This window comes from Streptomyces sp. NPDC054975, from assembly GCF_053609105.1.
Genome location: NZ_JBSGWV010000001.1, coordinates 369,933 through 394,477 on the forward strand (window position 1 = coordinate 369,933; position 24,545 = coordinate 394,477).

The 24,545-nt window shown below is 72.3% G+C and carries 12 protein-coding genes and 3 tRNA genes; 8 read left to right on the plus strand and 7 right to left on the minus strand.

Features of this window, described 5'->3' with window-relative positions; translation table 11 throughout:
- Positions 1-54: 54 nt before the first annotated feature.
- The 4 genes from ACWF79_RS01760 to ACWF79_RS01775 all read left to right on the plus strand — a co-directional run bounded on the left by ACWF79_RS01760 (position 55) and on the right by ACWF79_RS01775 (position 2,886).
- Positions 55-128, plus strand: a tRNA-Glu gene (locus ACWF79_RS01760).
- A 6-nt stretch (positions 129-134) separates the two neighbouring features.
- Positions 135-207: transfer RNA gene (locus ACWF79_RS01765), tRNA-Ser, on the plus strand.
- 31 nt (positions 208-238) lie between these two features.
- A complete protein-coding gene (locus ACWF79_RS01770; RefSeq protein ID WP_453726055.1) occupies positions 239-1,687 on the plus strand; it encodes an SDR family NAD(P)-dependent oxidoreductase in 1,449 nt (482 codons plus the stop codon).
- Complete coding sequence (locus ACWF79_RS01775; protein ID WP_453726056.1) at positions 1,681-2,886, plus strand: ribonuclease inhibitor; 1,206 nt, start codon at positions 1,681-1,683, stop codon at positions 2,884-2,886. Before ACWF79_RS01770 ends, ACWF79_RS01775 begins: the two co-directional genes overlap by 7 nt.
- A gap of 49 nt (positions 2,887-2,935) precedes the next feature.
- On the opposite strand, the gene ACWF79_RS01780 is transcribed toward ACWF79_RS01775, so the two are convergent.
- Positions 2,936-4,813, minus strand: coding sequence for an ATP-binding protein (locus ACWF79_RS01780; protein ID WP_453726057.1), 1,878 nt, complete (start codon positions 4,811-4,813; stop codon positions 2,936-2,938).
- Positions 4,810-6,225 (minus strand): DUF2201 family putative metallopeptidase, encoded by a 1,416-nt coding sequence (locus ACWF79_RS01785; RefSeq protein ID WP_453726058.1) that lies wholly within the window; start codon positions 6,223-6,225, stop codon positions 4,810-4,812. The genes ACWF79_RS01780 and ACWF79_RS01785 overlap by 4 nt, the downstream gene beginning before the upstream one ends.
- Before the next feature lie 103 nt (positions 6,226-6,328).
- On the opposite strand from ACWF79_RS01785, the gene ACWF79_RS01790 reads away from it, so the two are divergent.
- Positions 6,329-6,404 (plus strand) — tRNA-Trp (locus tag ACWF79_RS01790).
- Positions 6,405-6,432: 28 nt separating this feature from the next.
- Here the strand turns inward: ACWF79_RS01790 and ACWF79_RS01795 are convergent.
- On the minus strand, positions 6,433-7,272 hold the full coding sequence (locus tag ACWF79_RS01795) for a hypothetical protein (RefSeq protein WP_453726059.1): 840 nt from the start codon (positions 7,270-7,272) through the stop codon (positions 6,433-6,435).
- A 313-nt stretch (positions 7,273-7,585) separates the two neighbouring features.
- Positions 7,586-9,409, minus strand: a complete 1,824-nt coding sequence (locus ACWF79_RS01800) for an ABC transporter ATP-binding protein (RefSeq protein WP_453726060.1) — start codon at positions 9,407-9,409, stop codon at positions 7,586-7,588.
- Positions 9,410-9,665: 256 nt separating this feature from the next.
- Between ACWF79_RS01800 and ACWF79_RS01805 the strand changes: the two genes are divergently transcribed.
- From ACWF79_RS01805 to ACWF79_RS01815, 3 genes are read left to right on the plus strand one after another with little or no spacing between them, the layout of a single operon-like run.
- Positions 9,666-10,535 carry an alpha/beta fold hydrolase gene (locus tag ACWF79_RS01805; protein WP_453726061.1) on the plus strand — a complete coding sequence of 290 codons (870 nt, stop codon included), beginning with the start codon at positions 9,666-9,668 and terminating at the stop codon, positions 10,533-10,535.
- Between the two features lie 44 nt (positions 10,536-10,579).
- Positions 10,580-13,675: a caspase family protein gene (locus tag ACWF79_RS01810; protein ID WP_453726166.1), complete on the plus strand. Its 3,096-nt coding sequence runs from the start codon at positions 10,580-10,582 to the stop codon at positions 13,673-13,675.
- 32 nt (positions 13,676-13,707) lie between these two features.
- Positions 13,708-18,693 carry a hypothetical protein gene (locus ACWF79_RS01815; protein WP_453726062.1) on the plus strand — a complete coding sequence of 1,662 codons (4,986 nt, stop codon included), beginning with the start codon at positions 13,708-13,710 and terminating at the stop codon, positions 18,691-18,693.
- A gap of 18 nt (positions 18,694-18,711) precedes the next feature.
- Here ACWF79_RS01815 and ACWF79_RS01820 read toward each other — a convergent pair whose 3' ends face one another.
- The 3 genes from ACWF79_RS01820 to ACWF79_RS01830 are packed head-to-tail and all read right to left on the minus strand — an operon-like array spanning position 18,712 to position 24,458.
- Positions 18,712-21,141, minus strand: coding sequence for a glycoside hydrolase family 3 C-terminal domain-containing protein (locus tag ACWF79_RS01820; protein ID WP_453726063.1), 2,430 nt, complete (start codon positions 21,139-21,141; stop codon positions 18,712-18,714).
- A gap of 35 nt (positions 21,142-21,176) precedes the next feature.
- Positions 21,177-22,280, minus strand: a complete 1,104-nt coding sequence (locus tag ACWF79_RS01825; RefSeq protein WP_453726064.1) for a DUF1996 domain-containing protein — start codon at positions 22,278-22,280, stop codon at positions 21,177-21,179.
- A gap of 33 nt (positions 22,281-22,313) precedes the next feature.
- Positions 22,314-24,458, minus strand: a complete 2,145-nt coding sequence (locus ACWF79_RS01830; protein ID WP_453726065.1) for a discoidin domain-containing protein — start codon at positions 24,456-24,458, stop codon at positions 22,314-22,316.
- Between the last annotated feature and the right edge of the window lie 87 nt (positions 24,459-24,545).

The window sequence follows — 24,545 nt, forward strand, 5'->3', positions numbered from 1 at the left end:
CGGGGTACCGGGCGCGGGCCGGCCGGCGCGTCGCCGGTATGATCGGCAGACTGTCCGGACGTAGCGCAGAGGCAGTCGCACCGACTTCTCAGGTCGAGAACACGTCGGTTCGAATCCGACCGTCCGGGCAGCCCGGTCCTGTAGCGCAGAGGCAGTCGCGCCCTCCTGCTCGGAGGGGACACGCCGGTTCGAATCCGGCCGGGACCACCGGACGAACGACTGCGGGGGCGGTACGGACATGGCGCGGATCGGCGACGAGCAGCGGACCGGCGACGGGCGACAGCTCGACGGCGGTCAGCGGCTCGAAGGCGAGCAACGCCCTGCCGCCGGCGAGCACCGCCCCGGCGTCGGCGAGCCGCTCGGCGACGAGGAGTTGGCCGCCTTCCACCGTACGGTCGGCAGGCTCCGCGCCCTGCCCGTCGACGATCCCGTACGGCTCCGCGCCGAGCAGGTCGCCGAGTCCTTCGCCCGCGACGGCCGGGTCCGGCGCCGTAAGTCCCGTCAGGAGGCCCGTGGCGCGGCCGACGCCGCTGTCATGGCCGCGACGGCGACCGGCGCGGCCGCCCGGCGCGAGGACGCCCCGCTGGCCGCCGAGCATGCGGGGGCGGTCGGGGTCTTCCGGCGGCCCCGGCGCTGCTACGTCTGCAAGTCCCCCTACCACCAGGCCGACGCGTTCTACCACGCGCTCTGTCCGCAGTGCGCGGCCGACAACACCGCCCGACGGGGCCTGTCCACCGACCTCTCGGGGCGGCGGGCGCTGCTCACCGGGGGCCGGGTGAAGATCGGCTTCCAGCTGGCGCTGATGATGCTCCGGGACGGCGTCGACCTCCTCGTCACCTCCCGCTTCCCGCACGACACGCTCCGCCGGTTCCGGGCCGCGCCCGGCAGCGAGGCCTGGCTCGACCGGCTGACCGTCGTCGCCGTCGACCTGCGCGACCCGCGCCAGGTGCTCGGGCTGTGCGAACGGCTCCGCGCGGACGGGGAACCGCTCGACATCCTCGTCAACAACGCCGCCCAGACCGTGCGCCGCCCGCCGGAGTCGTACGCGCTGCTCGCCGCAGGAGAGAGGGCGGTACTCCCCGGTGGTGCCTGGGCCGCGCCCGGATACGCGCCGACGCGGACGCTGGAGGCCCCCTCCGCGGGCGGCGCGCTCGCGCTGGTCCTCGCGGAGGCCGACGAGGCGGGGCTGCTGCCCGACCACGCTCCGGTGAACTCCTGGTCGGCCCGGATCGGCTCGCTCGACCCGGCCGAGCTCCTGGAGACCCAGCTCGTCAACGCCCTCGCGCCCGCGCTCCTGGTGGACCGGCTGCTGCCGCTGCTGCTCGCCTCGCCCCGGCCGAACCGTTACGTCGTCAACGTGACGGCCGTGGAGGGCCGCTTCGCCGTCCGGCGCAAGACGGCGGGCCACCCGCACACCAACATGGCGAAGGCCGCCCTCAACATGCTCACCCGGACCAGCGGGCCCGAACTCGCCGCCCAGGGCGTGCACATGTGCAGCGTCGACACCGGCTGGATCACCGACGAGAACCCGCTGCCGAAGAAGGACCGCCTCGCCGCCGAGGGGTTCCGTACGCCGCTGGACATCGTGGACGGGGCGGCCCGGGTGTACGACCCGATCGTGCGCGGGGAGGCCGGGGCGCCCGTGGCCGGCGTCTTCCTCAAGGACTACCAAGAGGCGGAATGGTGACGGAGCCAGAGCCGGAGAACGTACCGGCACCGGCCTTCGCGGGCGTGCCGCCCGTGCTGCCCCGGTCGATCGCCGAGCTCGGTCCACTGCTCGACTGGTTGCGCGGCGGCGCGGCCGCCGAGCGGAGGATCGACTTCCCGGCGGGTACGGCGATGCCCGACGGCCGCCTCGACCTGTGCAAGCAGGCCCTCGGCCCCGAGGGCGCCGCGCTGATCGCCGAGGCCCTCGGCGACACCGGGGGCACGCCCCGGGTGCGGCATCTGCTCCTCGGGACCGACGGGCTCGGCGACGACGGCGCGGTGGACGTCGCCGGGAAGACGGTCGGCGCCGGGGTCGAGACGCTCTATCTGGGGTGCAACGGCATCACGGCGGGCGGCGCCTGCCGGATCGCCGACAGTCTGCGGGCCTCCGAGCACGTCGTCAGCGGCGTCTGGCTCAAGCGCAACCCGCTGGGCACGGCCGGCGGGCGAGCCGCGGCGGACCTGGTGGCCGCGGCGTCCGGTCTGCGCACCCTCGACCTCGTGCAGACCGGCCTCGACCCGGCGGGTCTCGCCGTCCTCGCCGAGGCCCTGCTCGTGGCCGCGGCCGCCGGGCGCCGCGTCGAACGGCTCTTCGTCGGCGGCAACCCCCTCGGCCGCACCGGCGCCGCTCCGCTCGCCGCGCTGCTCTCGGCCGGTGCGGTCGGCGAGTTGTACGCCTCGGCCGCCCGGCTGGGTGACGACGGGGCGCTGCTCCTCGCCGCCGCCCTGGAGCGCGCGCCGTACGGCCGTACGGCCCGGCTCTCCGTCGCCAGCAACGGCATCGGGCCCGAGGCCGCGGCCCGGCTCGTCGCGGCGGCGGCCGGCGCGGGCGTCGAACTCCTCGATCTCGGCCGGGTCCGGGCCGCCGGGACCCTGGGCGCGCCGGACAACCGCCTCGACCTGGCCGCGACGACGGCGATCGGGGAGAGCCTGGCCGCCCGCGAGCACCGTCTCACGCACCTGGTCCTCGCCCACACGGGCGTGCGCAGCCGAGAGGCGCACCGCATCCTGGACGCCGCGCCCCGGGCCGTCACGCCGACGCGGTTCGTCCTCGGCAAGGGCGTCGCGACCAGCGTCCGGCGCCGGCTCGACGCCTTCAGCGCACATCTGCCGATGCCGGCGGTCTCCGCCGATGTCGAGGCGGTACGGAGCGTCCACCGCACGGCCCCGCCGCACTAGAAGGTCCGTGGCATCCGGTGCGGCCGAACCGGGACCGCCGGGGCACGTCCTAGGAGACGGCCGTGCCCTGGCGGTCGGCATCGTTCCGGCGCGGCATCGCGGCGAACACCTCGATCCAGAACCGCTGGTGCTGCTCCGAGGCGCCGACGAGGTACGTCGAGCGCAGCTTCGGCGGCAGCAGCGCGACCAGCCGGGTCACCGCCTTGCGGTGCTTCTTCAGTTGCGAGAGCTCGGCGTTGGCGATGATCTGGTGCACCACGTCGCTGTCGTCGCCGCCCTCGGAGGACTGGTCGGCCGCTCGCCGCAGCCGCGTCTCCCAGGCCTCGACCTGCCGGGCCAGGTCGCGCAGGCCCGTCACCGGCCGGTTGTTCAGCCGGTCGACGAGGCTGGTCAGCTGCACGGGGGCGTACTCGCCGTCGCCCAGGTAGACGGTCCCCATCTCCAGTGGCAGGCCCCGCTGGTGGAGCTTCACGAGCCGCTCGATGGTCCGCTTCGTGATCCAGGCGCGGCCGTCGTCGTCGATGTCGTGCTTCCACCAGTCGAGCACGGTCTCGGCGACCGGTCCGTACGTCTTGATCAGCCATTCGTTGGCCGGGATGTCCCCGGGCTCCACCGTCAGCGAGGCCGTGAACCGCGACGCCTGGGCGATGTTGTTCCGTGCCACGAGCAGCTTGCGGCCGAGGTGGTACGGCGGGTTCTGCACGGCGATCTGTGCCTTCAGCCCCTCGATGGGGCGGCCCGCGAGCGACCACTCCTGCGTGATCTCCATCAGCTTGGCGAACGCCGCCTTGTCCTTGGGGCGGTTGTACTCGTCCCAGACGATCGCCTTGGGCTCCGAGCCGGTGAACGCGGCCGCGAGCAGGTTGTCGAGGGACCCGTCGGGCGTCGGGATCGGTGCGCAGAGGTCCTCGACGTTGGTCACGGGCAGCGAGAAGTACAGGGGCTCCCGCCCGCCGAGGCCCTCGCGGACCGTCTGCCGGACCAGCTGGGTCTTGCCGCAGCCGGGCGGGCCCTGGAGCAGCACGGTCCACCGGTTGCGCAGGGCCGCCCGCACCACGCTGCGGACGGGGTCGGCGATCCGGGACGGGTTCGTCACGCCCAGCGCGTGCGCGATCCGGTCCAGGATCTCCTGGGTCCGGTTGGGCCCCGGGCGGCCGTCGGGGCGCTGCTCGGCGAGCCGCAGCCGCTCTCCGTTGACGAGGGGCAGGCCCCAGCTCAGCGGAAAGCCCTCCTGGGCGTTGGCGAGGATGTGGTCCACCGTGCGCGGCGAGAGCAGCTCGCGCAGTCCCGGGCTCAGCGAGGCCCACAGGGAGTAGACCCCGCCGAGGTCCCAGCCGCGGTACGTGGCCGCGAGCTTGTGCCGCCAGGCCGTGTCGTTCGCGGTGATACGGATGGTGACCATGCGGTCCAGGATGGCCAGGTCGCTGCGGCGGGCGGCGGTCTCGGCGAGGGATTCGTTGTCGGTCAGGAAGACGCCGACGCACCCCAGCGCGCGGAGGTCGTATCCGCCGAGCGTCCAGTCGCAGGCGATCTGCATCAGCTGCGACTGGATCGACTCCCCGGCCTGCAGCGAGTCGTCGATGAGCAGCACGAACGGCTTGCCCGGCTTGAGCCGGCTCATCATCAGCTGCCGCAGCACGAGCCGGCCGGTCTCCTCGTCCCGTACCGGCGCGTTGGCCAACAGGTCGTCGGGGGTGAGGTTGGCGGCAGGGACGAGGACGAGCTCGGTGTCCGGGTAGGCCTCGGTGATGTGCGAGAAGAACGTCGCCGTCTTGCCGATGCCGTGCTCGCCGAAGACCTGACCGGTCTGCCCCATGTCGATCATGGCGTCGATGAAGGCCTCCAGACGCGACACCCCGGTCCAGCCCTCCGGCGGCTGCGGGTAGGTGGCGTTGGGCCGCCATGGGGCGGTGCGGGGCGTGGTCATCTCGATCCTGTCGTGACGCGATGGCAGGCCATCGCGGGTGTGTGGGCTTCGGGCCAGTCGTCGCCGCCCTCGGTGATGAGCCAGATCCACTTGTCGGGCTCGGCCGGGGTGATCCGCGGTGCGTACCCGTCGGTGAGCACCACGACGGCGTCCGGGGTCTGGTCGAAGGGGCGCCCGTCGACGAGCGTGCGCCCTTCCACGTGGTCGGCGACGGACTGGAAGCTCGTACCGCCGCCTCCATACACCCTCTCGCCGGGGCGGAACGGCATGACGACGGCGTCGAAGGAGAGCCAGTGGGCCTCCACGCCGTCGATCCCGCCGACCAGTTCGGTCAGCCAGGTGACGACGTGGTCCGGCATGGAGCCTGAGGTGTCGTACGCGATGACCAGGACCTTGTCCCGGACGGGGCCGCGCCGCGACAGCATCGGGTCGAGGCCGAGGGCCGCGAGCAGCGCGCCCCGCTTCTTCGGGTACACCAGCCGCTCGCCGTCGCGCAGCTTGGAGGCGACGACGTCCACCAGCCAGCGCTGCCACCAGTCGACCCGGCCCGTGCGCGGTGTCCGCCCGCGCAGGAGTCCCGCGCCGAGCCGCCCCCACATGCGGGAGACCCGTTCGGAGGCGCCGTCCGTACGGTCCATCAGCTCGCCGATCTCCGCCTCGGCCGCCGCGTGGCCGCGCCGCGCGGCGAGCAGGGAGTTCAGCAGCACGGAGGAGACGAGGGTGTCGACGATCTCCTGGTCGGCGGGTATTGCCGGGCCGTGGTCGCCGAGCCGGACGCAGAGGGCCGGGGCGGGCACCGGAGGGTGCGCCATCCGCTTCAGCTCTCCGTACACCGACATGTCGGTGGCGATGAACTCCCCGTACTCCACAGGCTCCAGCCCGTGGGCGAGCAGGTCCTCCCGGTAGGCGGTGTGGATGACGCGCGGGTCGATGCCGACGGGTCCACCCCCGTCACGGGCCGGCAGCTCGCTCACGCCGAGCCGCACCATCGCGACGTGGTTGACGGAGACCTCGGCGGCGAGCGTGAACACCGGGTCGCTCCGGAGCTCCTCCTCCACGAACAGATGCCGGTGGACCAGATGCCGGGCCTCGTGGAACAGGACGAACTTCACCCCGTCCAGACCGAGGGAGACGAAGAACTCCGGGTTGTACGCCAGCAGGCAGGTGCCGTCGCCGCTCGCCACCATGGCGGCCGTGTCGACCGCCGTGGTCGGTATCTGGTGGCGGCACTTGGCGTACAGCCAGGAGGCCACCGCCGATCCGGAGAGCCCGAAGTCGAGCAGGGCGGCCTCCTTCAGCCGGTGGGCCTCCGCGATCACGGCCTCGTCGGCGGGTCGCCACCGCTCCAGCGCGCGCCGGTCCGCCAGATCGACCACATGGCGAGGCCGTCCCCCGCGCTCCCCGTACGCCATGTCCCCCGTCACCCCCTCCGTACCCGCCCATTGCTATCAGGCCGCACCGACAACGGGCGACGGCGTTTCCGGCGTCCACCGCTGGTCTAGGATCGCTCGCAAGGCGGGGCCGTAGCGCAGAGGCAGACGCACCGGTCTCCAGAACCGGGACACGCTGGTTCGACTCCAGCCGCCCCGCCCCTTCTTCTCCCCCGAAGCGCCGACGCCTCAGGCGATCGCGCCGGCCGTCACGATCAGCTCGGGAACGGTCCCGGTGAATGTGGGCAGCAGCTGGGCCAGGACGGCCCACGCCTCGACGTTCGCCCCCAACGAGCCCCGCACCAGCGGACGCAGCGCCGCGTCGGCCTCCCGCTTGCGGGTGGGGAAGGCCCAGCGGCCGGTGTCCAGGTCCCTCAGGACCCTGCGCGCGGGCCGCCCTTCGCGCGCGTACGCCGCGGGGCTGTCGAGGATGCCGGCGCTGCGCATGCGGTGCGCATAGCTCGGATGCTCGGCGAACCGCTCCCGCAGCGCCGTGGGGCAGTCCGGCCGCAGCGCCAGCGCCCATCGCGCGTACCCGGGCAGCGGCTGCTCGGTGTCGGCCTCGACGACGGCCGGCCAGTCCTCGCGGGCGAGGGCGCGAGCGACCCGGTGCCCCGCGCGCATCGTCGTCGCCGCACGGAGCAGAGGGATCTGTTCCGCCGCGGGGATCCGGTCGACGCCCGTCCGGCGGGGGCGCGCGGCCAGCTCCTTGGTCAGGGGGACCGTGCGGGACGGGTCGGGCCCGAAGGACTCGCCGTTGACGACCGCCAGCTCCAGCGCTCCGGGCAACCCGCCCGCCTGGACGACGAGTTCGTTGACGTACGGCCGGTCCTCCTCCAGGGTCCAGAAGCGGGCGGAGAGCGGCAGACGGCCGACGGCGGACGCGCCCTGCCAGCGCGTGGGGAGCGTGTCGGGGCGTTCCTCGACCCCGATCCGCTCCCGGATCCTCGCCGCGTCGTCCCTGTCGGCCAGGGAGACGAGCACGTCGAGCGCGCCGTCCTCCTCGCGGACCTGCCGCAATGTCCCCACCCCCGTGCTGATCCCACATCGTCACTTCCGGAGGGGGAAGCCTAGGGCCTTTCGTTTGGATCATGCCGGGCTCGCGGGCCCTGGCACCGCGCCTCGCCGCGTTGTCGTCGGTTGCCATGGCTCCGCCATGGCGCCCTCCTCCGCCTTGCGATCCACGGCACCAGACCCCGCTCCCTGATCCGGCCTTATCCAAACGAAAGACCCTAGTCGGCGAGGTCGCGAGGCCCGCCTCCCGGGGCTCGACCGGGAGGCTGCCCCGGGGATCCACCGGGAGTCGTACCAGGTCGCCCCGTCCCTGCACGTCATCGACGCGTCACGAGCTCACTTCCGCCCCCGCCGGGCTGTCGTCGAGGAAGCCGCCCGACTGGTGCTGCCAGAGCTTCGCGTAGGCGCCGCCCGTCGCGAGCAGCTCCTGGTGCGTGCCCTGCTCGACGATCCGCCCGCGGTCGAGGACGACGAGGCGGTCCATGGTGGCGACCGTGCTGAGCCGGTGGGCCACGACGAGCGCGGTACGCCCCTCCATGAGCCGCCACAGCGCGTCCTGGACGAGGATCTCGCTCTCGGAGTCGAGGGCGCTGGTCGCCTCGTCGAGCAGCAGGATCGGCGCGTCCCGCAGGATGGCGCGGGCGAGGGCGACCCGCTGGCGCTGGCCGCCGGAGAGCTTCACCCCGCGCTCGCCCACCATCGTGTCGAAGCCGTCGGGCAGGGCGTCGGCGAACTCGGTGACGTGCGCCGCCTCGGCCGCGCGGCGGATCTCCGCCTCGGTGGCGTTCGGCCGGGCGAAGGCGATGTTCTCCCGGAGCGAGCGGTGGAACATCGCCGGGTCCTGCGGCACGTAGGCGATCTGGCTACGCAGTTCGGCCTGTCGCAGCCGGCTGATGTCCTGTCCTCCGATCAGGATCCTCCCGTCGTCGATGTCCGTCATCCTCAGCAGCAGCCGGGTGAGCGAGGTCTTTCCGCCGCCGGACCGGCCGACGAGGCCGAACTTCGCCCCGCTGGGCACCGCCAGGTCGAGTCCCTCGAAGAGCGGCTCCGCGCCCGCGTGGGAGAACGTGACCCGTTCGAAGCGCACGTCGGCCGCTTCGCCGAGCAGCGGTTCCGGGACGGGCGGGTCGAGCACCGTGGGCGGGTCCAGGAGCAGTTCGGTGAACTGCGCCGCCTCCGTCATCGAGCTCTCCAGCCGGCGGTAGATCTGGTTGAACTCGAACATGATCCGGGTGGCGTTGGCGTAGTACGTGAAGGCGACGACGACCGCCTCCACACCGATCTCTCCCCCGCCGAGCGTGAGCGCGAGCAGCAGCCCCAGGACGTTGGTCACGACGGACATCGGCGCGACCAGGGTGTCGATGCGCAGGTTGCCGTAGTCCCAGGAGCGCAGCGTGAGACGGCGCGACTCGGCGACGCGCGAGCGGTGTTCGGCGGCCTCGCGTTCCTCGGCGGCGAACGACCGGACGGTGTCCATGTTCATCAGGCTGTCGGCGACGTGTCCGGAGACCCGGGCGATGGCCTGTTCCCGCTGGGCGACGAGCTTCTGCCGGCGCCGGATCAGGGGAGCCACCCCGGCCCCGGTGACCACGATCATCGTCAGCAGACCGACGACGAGCAGCGGCTCGTACTGCCAGAGGACCACGGACGCGAACGCCAGCGGGACGAGGCTGCCCATGACCGAGAAGGTCAGCGTGTCGACGAACTCCTCGAAGCGGGAGGCGAAGCTGAGGACGCGCTTGGTCAGCGAGCCGGCGAAGTTGTCGTGGAAGAACGAGGCGTCCTTGGCGAACAGTTCACCCATTCCGACGACGTACAGATGCTCGATGCCCCGGGCGTCGAGACGGTTCAGGCAGTGCAGGCCGACGCGCCACAGCGCCTCGGAGAACAGCAGGACACCGGCGAAGGTGAGGACGTACGGCAGCATCGGGCCGACGGCGAGCGCGGCGCTGCCGTCCCCGGCGATCCGGGCGACGAGCTTGGCGACGACGAGCGGAGCGACGTACTGGATGCCGACGTTGCCGAGCGCGGGCAGCAGCATCGCCGGCAGTGTCAGCAGGCGAAGACGGGCCAGTTCCCGTCCGTAGTGGCGGAGTGCGAGGAAGACGGAGCCCCTACTCGGGGATCCTTCGGGCGATTGAGGAGATCCCATCCCAACCCTGTACTTTCGGACCAACAGGTGAGCCCGAAAGTCTTCCGTGCCGACCCCCGCGCGGTCCAAGCGTTTTTCGGCGCGGGGGACGCCGCCCCACTCGTACGTTCGACCTGCTCCGGGGCGGTGGCAACAACTCGCCCCTCGCGGGCAGTTGATCACGCAGAGCGGGTGGCTGGTGACAGATCATGCGGCATGATGGTTCCTCAGTTCTTCGGTGTGGGAACCACCTCGGCGGGGTGGCAAGGGGGGCACAGTGTCGCGTGTAGTCATCTGTCACGGCATCGGGTACCAGTACAAGCACGCGGAGACGATGCTGACGGAGTGGTACGACGCCCTGCGGGTCGGCATGACGGACGCCGCGCACCCGGTACCGGACGCGGCGGACGTCTCCGCCGTGTACTACGGCAGCTGCTTCCGCAGCCGGGGCACCAAGGGCGGCGGCGTCGACGACGAGCTGGCGGACATCCCCTCGTTCGAGATCGGTGACGTGCACGACCCGCTCGAACTGGAGCTGCTGGAGGCGTTCGCCGAGGGCACCGACGCGCCCCTCCCCGGCGGCAAGGGGCTCGGCCAGATCGCCCTGCGCCGGCTGGAGCGGCACGAGGGGCTCGGCAAACCGATGGGCCGCACCGTCATCTGGATGATCCGCCAGGTGCGTCGCTACCTGGACGCGTCGGACACCGTGCGGGCGTGCGCGCAGCAGCGCTTCGCGCGGGTCGTGACCCCCGACACGAGGGTCGTCATCGGCCACTCCCTGGGCTCCGTGGTGGCGTACGAAGCGCTCCGCGCCCACCCCGAGTGGAACGTGCACACCTTCATCAGCGTCGGCTCCCCCCTCGGCCTGCGCGCGGTCCAGGACCGCCTGCTGCCGACACCGCCCTCCGAGGGCAACGCGCTGCCGCCCGTCGCCCGCTGGGTGAACGTGGCCGCCAAGGACGACCCGATCGCCCTGGTGAAGCACCTCGCGCCGGCCTTCGGCGACGTCGACGACCGGCCCGTCGTCAATCTGCCCTGGCACCGGCCCGGCAAGTACTTCTTCGGCAGCCACTCCGTGCTCCGCTACCTCACGACCGAAGAGGTCGCCGAGGCCGTCGCGACGGCGCTGCCGGCCACCGAGCGGTGACGACGGCTCCGTACCCCGTCGGCAGGTCGGCGGATCTCGTCCGGGTGGCACTGGTCTCCGGAACCAGCAGTTTCGGAGACGGGTTCGAGCCACTTCCACGCGTGCCGGACGAGCTGCGGATGATGCGGGCCGTCCTGGCGGAGGCCGGATTCACGATCCATCGCGGCTCACAGACCAACCCCAAGGTCGCGGACCTGGAGGGCAGTTTCGAGAAGGCGCTGGAGGGCGACGACGGCTCACCCCCCGACGTCCTGCTCTTCTACTACTCGGGACACGGCATCGACTTCGGCAACAGGGACATCCTTCTCGCCGCTCACGACAGCAAGGAGGCCGACCGGTCGAGCATGCTGGACGTCGCCAAGCTGATGTCGCTCATCATCCCCGGCAGGAAGGCCCGGCCGCGGCCGCGCGAGGTCGTCATCCTGTTCGACGCCTGCCGGTCGGGGCTGGCGGTCAACCGCCTGGACCGGGAGGCGCTCGAACAGCACGCCAAGGGGACCAGACTTCCTCTGCTCACCGTGATCGGTTCCACGAACCAGGTCACCGACGCTCAGCAGATGCACTTCGCCGACTCCTTCGCGGGCGCCCTGCGCAACACCCGCGGGGACGACGAACACCTGGACGTCCACCGCCTCTTCGCGGAACTGAACGTCCGGATGGAGAAGGGCTCCAAGGACCCCAAGGACCCCCAGTTACCCAGCTTCGCGCCCCCTCGTGAGCCGACCCGGGCCTTCCCCAATCCGCGTTACAAACCAAGTTTCGTACGGCGACCACCCGAGGCGAACGACGACAGCGGATGGGCCTTCTGCGGGCGCGCCCAAGCCGTACGGGACGTCGTCTCCCACCTGGGCGAGGCACCACCGCCGGAACCGGGGGTCCCCCTCGTGGTCACCGGGCGGCCGGGCTCGGGAAAGTCCGTCCTGCTCGACTGGGTCCACGCCCCGTCCGGGAATCGGCCGCTGCCGGGCGGACCAGGGGCGCCCGACGCCAAGCCCGGCCCATGCGTCGACCTGCTGCTGGACGTCCGCGGCAAGACTGTGGACGCCGTGGTGCACACCCTGGCCCTCCATGACAAGAGCGACGAGGCGGACTGCGCCGGCCTCGTGGAGGCCCTCGGCGACCGGGGACTCCGCCTTGTCTTCGACTCCGTCGACGCGAGCGCGGAGCCCGAGCTCCTCTACAGCACCCTGCTGGCGCCCCTGGCCGCACAGCCGCGGACCCGTGTCGTCATGGCCACGAGTGAGGTGCCGGAGGGCTTCGAGGGACCGATCGTCGACCTCGACGCGGACGAGTACTTCGACGAGGCCGACATGGTCGGCCTGGTGGAGCACGTCCTCAGGAACCGTAAGGGCACGCGATGGTCGACAACGAGCGCGCGGTCGATACGCGACATCGCGCTCGCCACGACCGCGGCGGCCGGCGGGTCGTGGCTCCGTGCCTACCTCTTCGCCGTCGACACGAGCACCCAGGACCCCGCGACCGCCAAGGTTCAGGCCGACCGCTCCAATGCCGATCTCTTCCTGGATGCTCTCGAACGACTCAGCCGCGAGCTGGACGACGACGATCCGCAGTGGGCCCGGGAGATGCTCCTGCCGGTGGCCTTCGCCCAGGGCGACGGACTCCCGGCCGACGGGCGGCTGTGGGCCGCCGTCGTCCGCGCGGCCGGCAGACCCGCAGTGGGCCCCGCGGCCATCACCGACGTGTGCAGAGAGGCAAGGGACTACCTTGATGTCCCGGAGGACGGCATGAACAGTCACGGATGGAGGCTCACACGCCCTCCGACCGCCGACTACCTGGCCGATTCGGTCGAGGCGCGCAGGTACCACGCGTTGTTCGTCGCGGCCATGACCGAGCAGCTCCCTCTGCTGCCGTCCGGCCAGCGCGACTGGTCCGGCGCCGACCAGTACACCCGCGAACACCTTCCCCACCACGCGCGGCTGGCCGGCATCCTGGAGGACTACCTGGACGATCCGGAGTTCCTGCTCGCGATGAACGGCGAGACGCTGTACCGGACCCTCGGCCTCCTTCAGGAGTCCACCAACGACCGGGTGGCCAACGTCCGTGCGCTCTGCTGGGAGCTGATGGGGTCACGCTGGCGGCCCGACGGGCACACCCTGGCGCGGCTGGCCCTGCACGCCCAGGTACGAGCTCTGGACGAACTCGCCCGACGGGCCCGCGCGTACGCCTCGGGCTGGCAGGCCGTGGCCGTCGACTGCCGCCCGCCTTCCGTGCGCCCGAAGCGGGATGATCGAGACGTCCATGACGACCGTGACATCCGTGACGACCGGGGAATCAAGACCGTCCACTGCCTTCCCGACGGCGGTGAACTGGCGCTGATCGGGAGCAGTGTCTTCCACCGGCCCGCGGACGCCGACGACACCGCTTGGACCGTCCTGGAGCCGGACCCCGAGAAGGTGCCGAGCCGCAAGCGTGTCCCGCCCCGGATCACCGCGTCCTCGGTCATCGACTACAAGGGGCAACCCGCGCTGTTCGCGGGGGACATCACAGGCGGAGCCTGGGTCTGCCTCCTGGACCGCAGGGCGCTGGAGATCCCCTCCCTGGATCTCCACTGCCCTCTGAGCGCCTGCGTCCAGGTCGGACAGGACCTGCTGATCGTCGGCGGCGAGGGGTGGCAGTGGCGGAGCGGGCGCGTCACGGGGGATCGCGTCGACAAGCCGGGGCTACGCCTGGGTGGAGCCACGGCCGCCCTGACCGCGGACGGAGTCCGGGTGGCGGCGCGCACGGCCTCGCAGGTGGTCGTGTGGCGCGGTGACGGCGAGCGCCTGCACACGTTCGAACCGCCGCAGAACCGCGGCCTGGTGAAGATCGCGTCCAACGCCCACGGCATCTACACCGGAGCGGGCGACGGTTCCGTCTGGTGGTCGGACTGGAGCGGCCGTTCGCATCGGTGGGTCGCGGACCACGCGAGCGGCATCAGCGAACTGCGCCTGTGCACCGTGGGGGACACGCAGGTGCTGGTCAGCGCGGGCGTCCACGGCGACATCCGGCTGTCGTCCCCCACCGGTTCCGGTCCGGCCCGCCACTTCGACATCGGGCTCGACATCCACTCGGTGGACCTGCACCGCAACGGCCAGATCGTCGTCGGAACCGTCGAGGGCCTGGTCCGCATCACGCCATGAACAGCACGCGCACGGGGAGCGAGGAGTCGAGTGTGAGCCATGAGAACCAGATGTCGTCCGCAGGAGGCAGGGAGTCGTCCCTGACCCATGAACTGCACATGGCGCTCCACGCGCTGGCCACGGACCTGTTGGGCCCCTCGGTCGACAGGGTCCGCGTCGAGTCCCGTCTCCGCACGGTCATCGGCCTCGGGCAGAGGGCCCTGGACAGAAAGATCCCCCTCCCCCGACGCCCCTTCGACTTCTCGGACGAGAGCAAGCCCATCGGCCCCGGCGCGCTGCTGTTCGAGTACGCGGAGGAAGGGGCCACGGACCTGGGGGACCTCCTCGGCGAGCTCGACGCCGAGCTGCTGGGCGAGCTCGACCAACTGGTGACCCGGGCGGAGCGCGTGGACGCCGCGGGCGGCGACGCGCCCAGACCGACGCCGGTGGGCGGGGTGCCCCTTCTGCTGGCGCCGGTGGACGACTGGTACGTCATCGCGGGCGCCGACATCGTGATCGATCCCCGCGACGGCGCCCTGCCCTCCTCACCGCTCCCCGACGCGGCCGCGATCGACCGGGGTCTGCACGCGGCACGCCCGCTCGTGGCGACCGTGGGCAGCAAGCTCTCCGCCGAGGTCCACCCCCGTGTCGAGGCCCCGTACGTCCTCAGTCCCTCCACGGTCGCCCCGGACTCGGCCCCGGCCGCCGTCGCGCTGTCCTGGATCGCCTCCGAGGGCGGTCTCCCGGACCTCGGCACCCTGGGCGTCCTCGCCCTGGCCGGCATCTCGCAGGACGGTGACTGGCTGCCGTCGACCGTGATCGACGAGGCGAGGGGCGCCGCCGCCGAGGCCGGGCTCGGCGTCCTGTGGCGCGACACCGACGGTTGGCGGCTGCACCGGGCGGGAGCTGTCGAGTCCGACGCCGAGCCGACCCTGCTCGGGGCCGCCCGCCTGCTCTGGGGGGAGCAGTGGCACGCCGCGGTGGGCCGCCGGGCGGCGCAGATCCTCGACGAGGAGGAGTGGCGCATCCTCCACTCGACCGCCGCCGGCGACTCCGAGCCGGGATGGAGGGGGCCGGCAGACGATCGCCTGGTCGACTTCGAGCGGTCCTCCTTCCTCTTCAAGCGCTACCACCAGCGGCCCCTGTCCCGGGTGATCCAGTCCGGGCCGCGCAACAGCGGAAAGACGGTGTGCGCCCAGCAGGTGGTGCGGAAGCTGGAGGCCGCCGGCTGGCAGACCCTCGTCCTGTCCCCCGACAGTCGCCAATTACCCTCGGACGGCGACCTGCTGCCCGTAGTCCGCGCCGCGCTCACCGCCACGGGTGTCGACACCGCGCGTCGAAAGGTGCTCGTGGTCCTGGAGGACCTGCAGGCCCTGGAGGACGGCAACGTCGGCGAGGCCCTGGAGTGCCTGGGCGAGCTGAAGGTGGGCGTGCTCGCGCTGACCCGCTACGTCGACGGGGCCACCAACCGTTGGGAGAACCACGGGGTGACCGCCTACGTCACCCTGGTACCGCCCGAGGAGGTCCCGGACCTGGCCCGGCGGATGATCCGTCAGGCGCCCGGAGAGTACCGGGTCCGGGCCGACGACACGGCGGCGGTCGGCCTGGCCGTCGAGGCGTGCCACGGGGATCTCGGTCTGCTCGCCGATCTGCTGCGCGAGGAGCCCGCCGACAAGCCGGCCGCCGCGGGGACTCTGCCCGACAAGGGTCTGGGGGCCGACCGCGTACGGGCACGGGCGCAGGCCGTCTGTGACGTCCTCGACGCCGATGCGCGCACCGCGGTGTACCTGCTGGCCGCGGTGTCGTGGCTGGACGACGGAGTGCCGGTCGCCCAGGTGCGGGCCATCCCCGAGGAGACCCGGGACGCTCTCGGCGTCGTCGTCCACCGCGGACTGGCGAGGATCCCCAGCACCGTCCGGGCCGAGGCGCTGATCGCCTCCGCGAGCCCCGCCGGGCTGGACGCCTTCCCCACCCAGCTGGAACCGTACGTCCTCGGCCTCCTCCGGGACGACAACCAGCCGCGGCTCGACGCGCTGCTGCGCAAGTGCGCCGCCTACGCGCCCGAACGGCTCGCGCTGCTGCTGAAACTCGCCTCGGTCCGCGAGGCGATCACCGGCTGGGCGGCGCAGGCTCATCCGCGCAAGGCCCTGTCGGTGCTGCGGCTGTGCCGGCGCAACAGTGACGCCGACTGGACCGCCGCCGCGCTGCCGGCGGTGCTCCAACGTCTCATGACGATCGACGATCTGACGGTACGTGACCTCACGTTCGGGCTCACGGCGCTGTGGGACGACGAGTTCCGGCTCGACCCGAGCGTGCTGGCGGAGCTCGTCGCGTGGGTCGGCACACCCCAGGGTGGGCTGGACACGGTCCTCGGCCGGCCCTCCAGCCTCACCGACCGGCACCACCTCGTCAGCGCCCTGCTCAAGCTGGCGGGCGAGGGAACCACGCCGACGGCGACGGTCTGCGACTGGTTCGAGCAGCGTATCGACGACCTCGTCCGTGACGCCGATCCCGCGAACCACAGGGACCTCATCGCCGTACGGCGGATGGACGATCTGATCTTCGCCAAGTCGCGACAGGCTCGGGAGGACAATCCCGCGTCGGCGCTGCGCCCCTTCTTCAAGCCGGCGCAGGTCCTCATCCAGGCCAGTCCCACCAAGGACCGGTCCCTCGCCTCCATCCTCTCCTGGATCTCGCTGAAGCTGCACTTCGACGGCACGGGCGACTGGGACCAGATCATCGAGCAGTACAAGTCACAGCTCCAGGCCGCTCTGGCGCACTCGGACGCGATCCAGATCAGTCAGGCCCTGTTCGACCTGGCGCAGAGCAACCGCGGGCTCTGCAACCGGCTGCTCAACCATCTGAAGTTCGGACGCACGCTGGTTCCCGTGGTGAAGGCGGCGCCGCCCGCAGAGGCGGCCATCCTCATCTCGACGGTCCGGAACATCCACGGCGGCACGCTGCGGACGCTCCTGTACCGGGAGAACCGCGACGGCGACCTGATCGCCGACGACGGGCTCGCCCGCGAACTGGCCAAGACGGTCCGCGGCTTCGAGGACGCCCGGGGCGCGGGGATGCTGCTCAGTGCGGTCAGTCGTGTGGACGATCTCTACTGCGCGACCGAGGAGCGCTTCAGCTACCGCCTCGCCATGGAGATCGGTCAGGAGTTCGTCGAGAACGTCATGCGGCGGGAGCGCCGGCCCGCCATCGTCTACCACCTGTTGCGCGGGCTGTGGGAAGCGGGCGCGGACTACCGGCAGGACATCGAGGAGGGGGCGCTCGGGCTCGTCGTCTCCAGCATCCACACCCAGCGCGGCACGGCCCGCCCGTGGGGCCCGCGGCTGGCCATGCTCCTGATCCAGGACGAGTACTTCGGTCAGAGCTTCCTCCACAAGCTGGCCGCGCGGCTGGACCGGAAGGTGCTGTGCGACCGGATGTCCCAGATCGGGCTCGACCCGGAGAGCATGGTGCACACCCACCGCCTGGGTCTCGCGCTCGTACCCGACATCGGATCGGACTACGCGCACCGGCTCAAGATGGACAAGGCCGTGCACGCTCCGCTCCTCAGCAGTGCGAGCAACGTCGCGCAGAAGCTCCACGTGATGGCGGACACCCTTCGGTCCGGAGGGCGGGTCGACGCGACGACGTTCGTCCTTCAGCACTTCAGGGAGGAGCACCCCCACTGGGACTGGGCCGAGCGGCTTCAGGTCGGGCGCAGCATCGGCGCCTTCACCACCACGCTCGGCCAGCTCCGTACGCTGAACCCGAGCGACGCGGCCACGACCGTGGACAAGCTCAGCCGGCCGCATGGCGGCCAAGACCTCTCCCACCTGCGGGAACTCGTGCTCCGCAGCGTGGTGCATCCGCCCCTCACCGCCGAGCTGCTGAGCGAGGTGGAGCGTTGTCAGCCAGGGTTGGGCAAGGCGGAACTCGCGGCTCTGCGGGGCGAACGACGGCGCTGGCTGACACTCGTCGAGGCTTTCAAGTTCGAGCAGGACCCGCTGACCCAGGGTCACGTGGGGCGCGCCCTGGCCCGGCTCGGGGTGACCAACCGCACCGAGGAGACCGAGTGGATGCACACGTTGGTCGCCAACCGGTTGGAGTCCACCATGCATCTCTTCGCCAGCCCTCGGGCGGTGCTGGAGATACTGACGCTCGCCCATATGTGGGAGCCGCAGTGGGGTGAGCAGCTGGCCGCGAGTGTCAACGTCACCCGGCTGCTCAACCGGCTCCGGCTGACCCTCCGGTCGGACATGCAGGAGATCCCCGGCCTGCTCCAGGCTCTGTGGCTGACCGGTGCGCGCAAGGCGTTCAACGACATCCTCGACCACGTCCTCGGGCTGAACGTCGACGTCCTGGCGAACGCGCTCGGGACCCACCAGGCGAGCAAGCTCCTCAAGGTGGTCCACAGGGCACACAGGTCCGCGGGCCATCTGGCCGAGGCGGTGGGGCGGCTCATCGAGCAGGTGGCCCGGCGCCATCTGGTCGTGGACGCGGAGGCGCACTGGCTCGGCATCGGGTGGGCGGCCCAGGCCCTCCACGAGTGCAACGCCCAGCGCCACCTTCCGGACGTGGTCCCCACGCTGCCGCCCAACATCGTGGCCCATACGTCCGCCGTGGCCTGGGCGTCGACGTGGCTGCCGCGCACGGACTGGTCCGTGGCGACGGTCACGGAGGCCGTGCACCTCTACGAGCGCTCCGGCTCCCAGCAGTGGCACCCCCAGGAGACCGGGCGGGTCCTGATCGCGGCCGCACGCGCCGGCCTGCTCCCGGCCACCGGCACGCTCGACACGCAGTGGTACGGGGCGTACTCGGCAAGCCCGGAACTGGTCACCCTGTTGACCCGTGAGGTGGACAACTCCCCGGTCCTGCGGGGCTACTTCGCGGATCCGCTGATCGCCCCGAGGCTGTGGGAACGGATCGAGGGTCCGGGCCTCTCCCACCACCCCAGCGAGCGGGAGCTGCGCGCCGCCGTGAAGCGCCTCTGCCCCAAGCCGCCTGCTCCCGCAGCGAGTTCGGAGGGAGATCTCGACCTGTAGAGGCGGCGCCCGGCGCGTTCAGGGATGCTCGTGGACCGTCGCCGTCGAGCGGAGGCGTATGTCTCCGGCGGAGCGGCCCACGAGGATCTCGTAGGGGCCGGGTTCCGTGCGCCAGGTGGCGGCCCGCGGTGACCAGTGGCGGAAGGCCCGCGCCGGGATCCGCGCGGTGGCGGTCGCCCCGGTGCCGGGGGCCGCGTGGACGGTGGCGTGGGTCGCGTACCAGCGGGTGGGGCGGTCGAGGGTCGAGTGCGGGCGGGCCAGGTAGATCTGGACGACCTCGCGGCCGGCCCGTGGGCCGGTGTTGCGGAGTCGGACGTGGACGGTGACGGGGGTGTCGGCGCGGACGTCGGTGGGGGCGTGGACGGTGTCGTACTCCCAGGTGGTGTAGCCGAGTCCGTGCCCGAACCAGTAGGCGGGCTCGCGGCCCGTGCGCAGCCAGGCCCGGTGGCCGATGTGGAGGCCCTCCGTGTAGGCGAGGCGACCGCCGGTCGGCCGGGTGGTGGTGACGGGTGCGTCCGACAGGGACGCGGCCCATGTGGTGGGGAGCCGTCCGCCCGGCTCGGCGGCGCCGAACAGGACGTCGGCGAGGCCCGTACCGGCCTCCTGGCCGGGGAACCAGGTCAGGAGGACCGCGCCCACCTCCTGCCTCCAGGGGAGTTCGACGGGGCCGCCGCTGTTCAGGATCACGGCCGTCCGGGGGTTGGCCGCCGCCACCGCGCGTACGAGGGTGTTCTGCGGCTCGGCGAGGCGCAGATCGGTGCGATCGCACCCTTCCGTCTCGTCGTGCTCCGGCGTGCCGACCACCACGATCACGGCGTCGCTGTCGCGGGCGGCCTCCACCGCGGCGGCGAGGGCGGCCCGCGGGTCGGGTGCCGGTGGGTCGGTCGCGACGACCGTGGCGCGACCTGAGCCGGGCATCAGCTCGCGCCGTGCCACCAGGTGGACAGGCCGCCCCGCTCGGAGGGGTGTCCGGGCCGTCCTCAGCGGCGGGTTGACGTGGACGACGGCCGGGTCGTCGACGTCCAGCGGGAAGAGGCCGTCCAGGACCGTCCCTCCGTCGACCGTGAGGGACATCCGGCCGAAGCCGCCGACGGCGAAGGTCCACTCCCCCGAGGTCTCGGGCGTCAGGAGCGCGCTGATCTCCACGGTGTGGGCGCCGGGGACGAGTGGGGGTTCCAGCTGGCGTCCCGACAGCCGGTGCTCCGCGGCGAGTTCCCGGCCGGCGGCGTCCAGGAGTCGCAGCAGGACTCCGGGCCGCCCCGACACGGGGTTCCGGCACCGGTCGACGTCCAGCGGGGCCGGCGGGGCGTGCGGTGCGGGTCCGGGTACGTACGAGACCCTCGCCCTTCCCCGTAGCCGTGCGCGGATGCCGTCCAGCGGCGTGACCACGGCTTCGGGGAAGACCCCGGCACTGCCGCCGCCCTGCAACCGGGGGCGTACGGCGTGGGTGCCGATCACGGCGACGGAGGACAGGTCGTCGGCGTCCAGGGGAAGCACGTCCCGGTTGTGCAGGAGGACGGAGCTCGCCGCGACCGCGCGGCGCAGCAGCGCGCGGGTGGGGCGAGCGGGCGGTGCGGGCCCGCGTCGGGGGCGGTCCAGCGCCCCGACCCGGCCCGCCAGGCGGAGCAGGCGTCGTACCTTGTCGTCGACGGCCGCCTCCGGCACCCGGCCGTCCTCGACGGCCCGCAGGAGGCCCTCGGCCCAGGGGCCCTCGGGGCCCGGCATCGCGAGGTCGAGGGCCGCGCGGGCGGGTTCCTCGACGGAGCGCACCGCGCCCCAGTCGGAGAGGACCACGCCGTCGAAGCCCCAGTCGGTCTTCAGCGGGTCCGCCAGGAGCGGACTCGCCGACATGGTGGCGCCGTTGACGCCGTTGTAGCCCGCCATGACCACCCAGACGCCGGCCGCGACCGCCGCCTCGAACGGGGCGAGGTACACCTCGCGCAGGACCCGCTCCCCGACGCGCACGTCGACGGTGAGGCGGTCGGTCTCGGAGTCGTTGGCGACGTAGTGCTTGGCGGTGGCGGCCACGCCGTGGGCCTGGATGCCGCGGACGAGTGCCGCGCCCGTACGTCCGGCCAGTTCGGGGTCCTCGGAGAAGCACTCGAAGTGGCGCCCGCCGAGCGGGGTGCGGTGCAGGTTGAGGGTGGGGGCGAGGACGACGTCGACGCCCTTCCGGAGCGCCTCGCGGGCGAGGAGGCCGCCGAGTTCCTCGGTCAGTTCCTCGTCCCACAGGGCGCCGATCGCCGACGCCGACGGCAGCAGCGCGGAGGGGCCGCGCTCGTCCCACGCCTCGCCGCGGACCCCGGCAGGGCCGTCGGACGTGATGACGGAGCGCAGGCCGACGGCCGGTTCCGCGGCCGTGCGCCAGGTCGTGGCACCGGTCAGGAGGCGGACCTTCTGCCCGATGCTCAGCTTCCCGACCAGGCGGTCGAGCTCGTCGTCGTTCATCCCCCACCCTCGGATCGATGTGCTGCCGCCACAGGTCAGGGCAGGCGGTACTCCGCGTTCAGCGCCGCGCCCCGCTCGGGGTGGGTCTCGTCGTAGCCCCGTGCGTCGCACTGGAGACCGCCCACGACGCAGTGGTCCACGAGCGCCTTGAGGGTGCGTTCCTCCCACGCGTTGAAGAAGTCGTAGTGGAAGGAGTAGCCGCGCCCACTGGCCAGCCGGACCTGCGACGTGTCACCGGACACCGGGAAGGCCATCTTGAACTCGACCATCGGGACGGCGACGGGGTGCGACGCCGGGCACACGTTGTCGTTCGTGCCCGGTTTGACGACCGGGTAGGCCATGTGGGCCCGGTGGTCGGGGGTGTCGAGGTACCGGCCGTCCCAGCAACTGGGGGCCTGCATACGCAGGTTGAGCTGCGTACCGGCCGGGCAGTTCGCCGGGATGTCGGTGTTCATGTAGCTGTTCCCGCACTCCCAGCCCTCGACCCAGCCCCGGTGCCGCCGGAAGTCCTCGGCGGACTGTGTCGGGTCGCCGACGACGAACCTGAGGCCGGTGGGGAAGGGGCGGACGCTGGTGTAGTCGGTGACACCCGCCTTGTAGTAGATGACCTGCGGGCCCACGGGGAGGACCTTCCGGTCACCGTCGTACAGGGACGGCATCCAGTACGCCGACGCGTCGCCCGGCGCCTTGCACGACGTCGTCCCGCCGCGGAGGGAGCCGGTGGTGCTGTGCGCGTTCGTGGAGGTGTTGCCCATGAACGTGTGGTCGTGCGAGGCGCCCGGACGGCCGGGGTAGACGATCGGGTCGTCCGGCGCGGTGTGGGTGACGGAGCAGTTCGCCTGGAACTCGTGGAAGTAGCGGGGTGGCGGGGTCGCGTGGGACGGCGTCACTCCGGTGACGGGCGGTACGGCGGGGATGTGGCCGTCGCCGTCCGGGTCGTCGGCGGTGGGCACCGCGGCCACGGCTTTCGCGTGCCCGGCGGCGTGCCCGGAGGCCTGCCCACCGTGGGCGGTGGCCCCGAGGGCGGGTCCGGCCTCGCCGCCGTCGGAGGCCACGGCGAGGGTGCCGGCGCCGAGCGCGGTGGTGGCCAGTGCCACGGCCAGTAAGACGGCGGACAGGGATCTTGAGCGCGATCTCATGGGTTCCTCCTGGGTGAGGGTGGGTGAGGTGGGTCAGCCGTAGATGCCGAACTCGTGGAGCGAGTAGCCCCAGCCGGTCCCCCGGGCGGTCAGCTGGAGCCGGACATGCCGCGCGGTCGTCGCCGCGTCGACGGTGTCCACGTCGCCGTCGCCCGTGGTCGTGGTGTGGACCGTGCGCCAGGTGGTGCCGTCGTCGGAGACCTGGACCTCGTACGCCCTGGCGTAGGCGGGGTCCCAGACGAGCTGGAGCCGTCGGAGGGAGCGGACGGAGCCGAGGTCGACCTGGATCCACTGCGGATCGCTCCAGTCACTGGCCCAGCGCGTGGTGCCGTTGCCGTCGGTGGCGTTCCGCGGCGGGCAGGGGCAGTCGCCGTAGGAGGGCTGGAAGGAAGAGGCGGTGGTCGGCCGGTTCAGGGCGAGGTTGGTGCCGCTCACCGGCGGGGCGACGACCTTGACGGACTTGGTCTCGATACCGGCGTTGCCGCGGCCGTCCTCGGCCTGGACGTACACCTTCCACACACCGAGCTTCTGCGGGGCGGTGACGGCGAAGGTGCCGTTGCCGGTGGCGCGCCACTCCGCCTCGACGAGCCGCTTGTCGCCGTTGGCGTAGTTCCCGCTGAGGAAGATCTTGTACGTGAGCGGGTCCCCGTCGGGGTCACGGACGTCGGCGCGGACGGTGAACTCGCCGCCGGCCGGGGCGCTCGCGGACGGGGTGACGGTCATGCCGCTGACCACCGGCGGGGTGTTGTCCCCGGCGGTGCTGCCGCTGTACGCCTTCTTCACCGCGTGGTACGAGAGCCGCTTGAGGCCGTCGGGCAGCAGGTTGAACCAGACACCCCCGAAGTCGTGCTCGGTGCCGTAGTGGAAGAGGGTGGCGCCCAGGGCGACGCCCTGATGCCCGGTGACGCAGTTCCAGGCCTTGGTGTAGCCCTCGGCCTTCTGGACGTCGGTCGGCTCGTCGGGCACGCCGTTGGCGTCGTCGGCCACCTCCCACTCCCCCGCCGGGCCGGCCTCGGTGATGAGGTACGGCTTGGTGTAGCCGCCTTCCTCCCAGTCCTGGCGGACGCCGCAGATGTCGCCGTAGGAGTTCATCGAGTACAGGTCGAGGTCGGGGGCGTTGCGCTGGTAGTAGGGCCAGGCTCCGGTCCAGGCGTCGGTGGAGGTGACCGGGTGGTCCGGGTCGATCTCGTGGATCCTCCTGGCGACGTCGTTGACGAACGTCGTGTACGCGTTGCGCTGCGCCTCCAGCTCCGTACCGGAGTAGCAGTTCTGCAGGCCGAGGACGGACTCGTTGCCGACGTTCCACATGAGTGTGGCGGGGTGCGTCCTGTACGCGTCGACCCAGCGGGCGACCTCCGTGAGCATGGTGCTCTTGTACGTGGTGTCGGTGACGTAGTTGACGCAGCCGCCGGAGCCGGGGCCGCCGCCGGGCTGGAGCCAGAAGCCGTTGACGACCTTGACCCCGTGCGCGGCCGCGGTGTCCAGCAGGGGTTTCGTGGATCCGTCGGTGCCCCAGGTACGGACGGTGTTGACGCCCATGGACCGCACGTCCGGCATGTGCCGGGCCGCGTCGGCGATCGCGGGGCCCCAGGTCAGGCCCTTGACCGTGTAGGGCTCGCCGCCGACCGTGAGCCGCCAGTTCCCCTGGGTGCCGGTGACGCGGACCGCTCCGGTGGCGGGCGGCTGCGTGCCGCCCTCCTCGCCGTACACCTGGAACTCCCAGAGGGAGTAGCCGTATCCGGTCGCGCGCTGGGTGCCGAGCATCCGTACGTACCGTCCCGTGCCGGAGACGGCGACCTCGTCGGTGCCGCCGTCCGAGCCGGTGACGGCTCTGAGTGTGCGCCAGTCGGTGCCGTTGTCGGAGGCCTGGATCGCGTAGTCCTTGCCGTACGCGGCCTCCCAGGTGAGACGGACGCGGCTGAGGGTGGCGGTGCGGCCCAGGTCGACCTGGAGCCACTGCGGGTCGCTGCGGTCGCTGGCCCAGCGGGTGCCGGCGAGGTCGCCGTCGACGGCGGCGGACGCGGGGAAGGCGGCGCCCTCGCTGGTCGAGGCGGTGGCGGTGCGGCCCTGCGAGAGCAGGGTCTCGGCCGCGCCGGCGGCGGGAGCGGCCCCCAGGGTCAGGGACGAGGCGAGTAGGGCGCCGAGAGTGACGAGCGAGGTCGCGCCGGTGCGTGGCATGGCGGCTCCTGCGGTGTGGGGTGGGAGGGGGTGGGGCGGATGGGCCGGTGTCCGCCCTGGCGCGGCGGACACCGGCGGGTGGTTCAG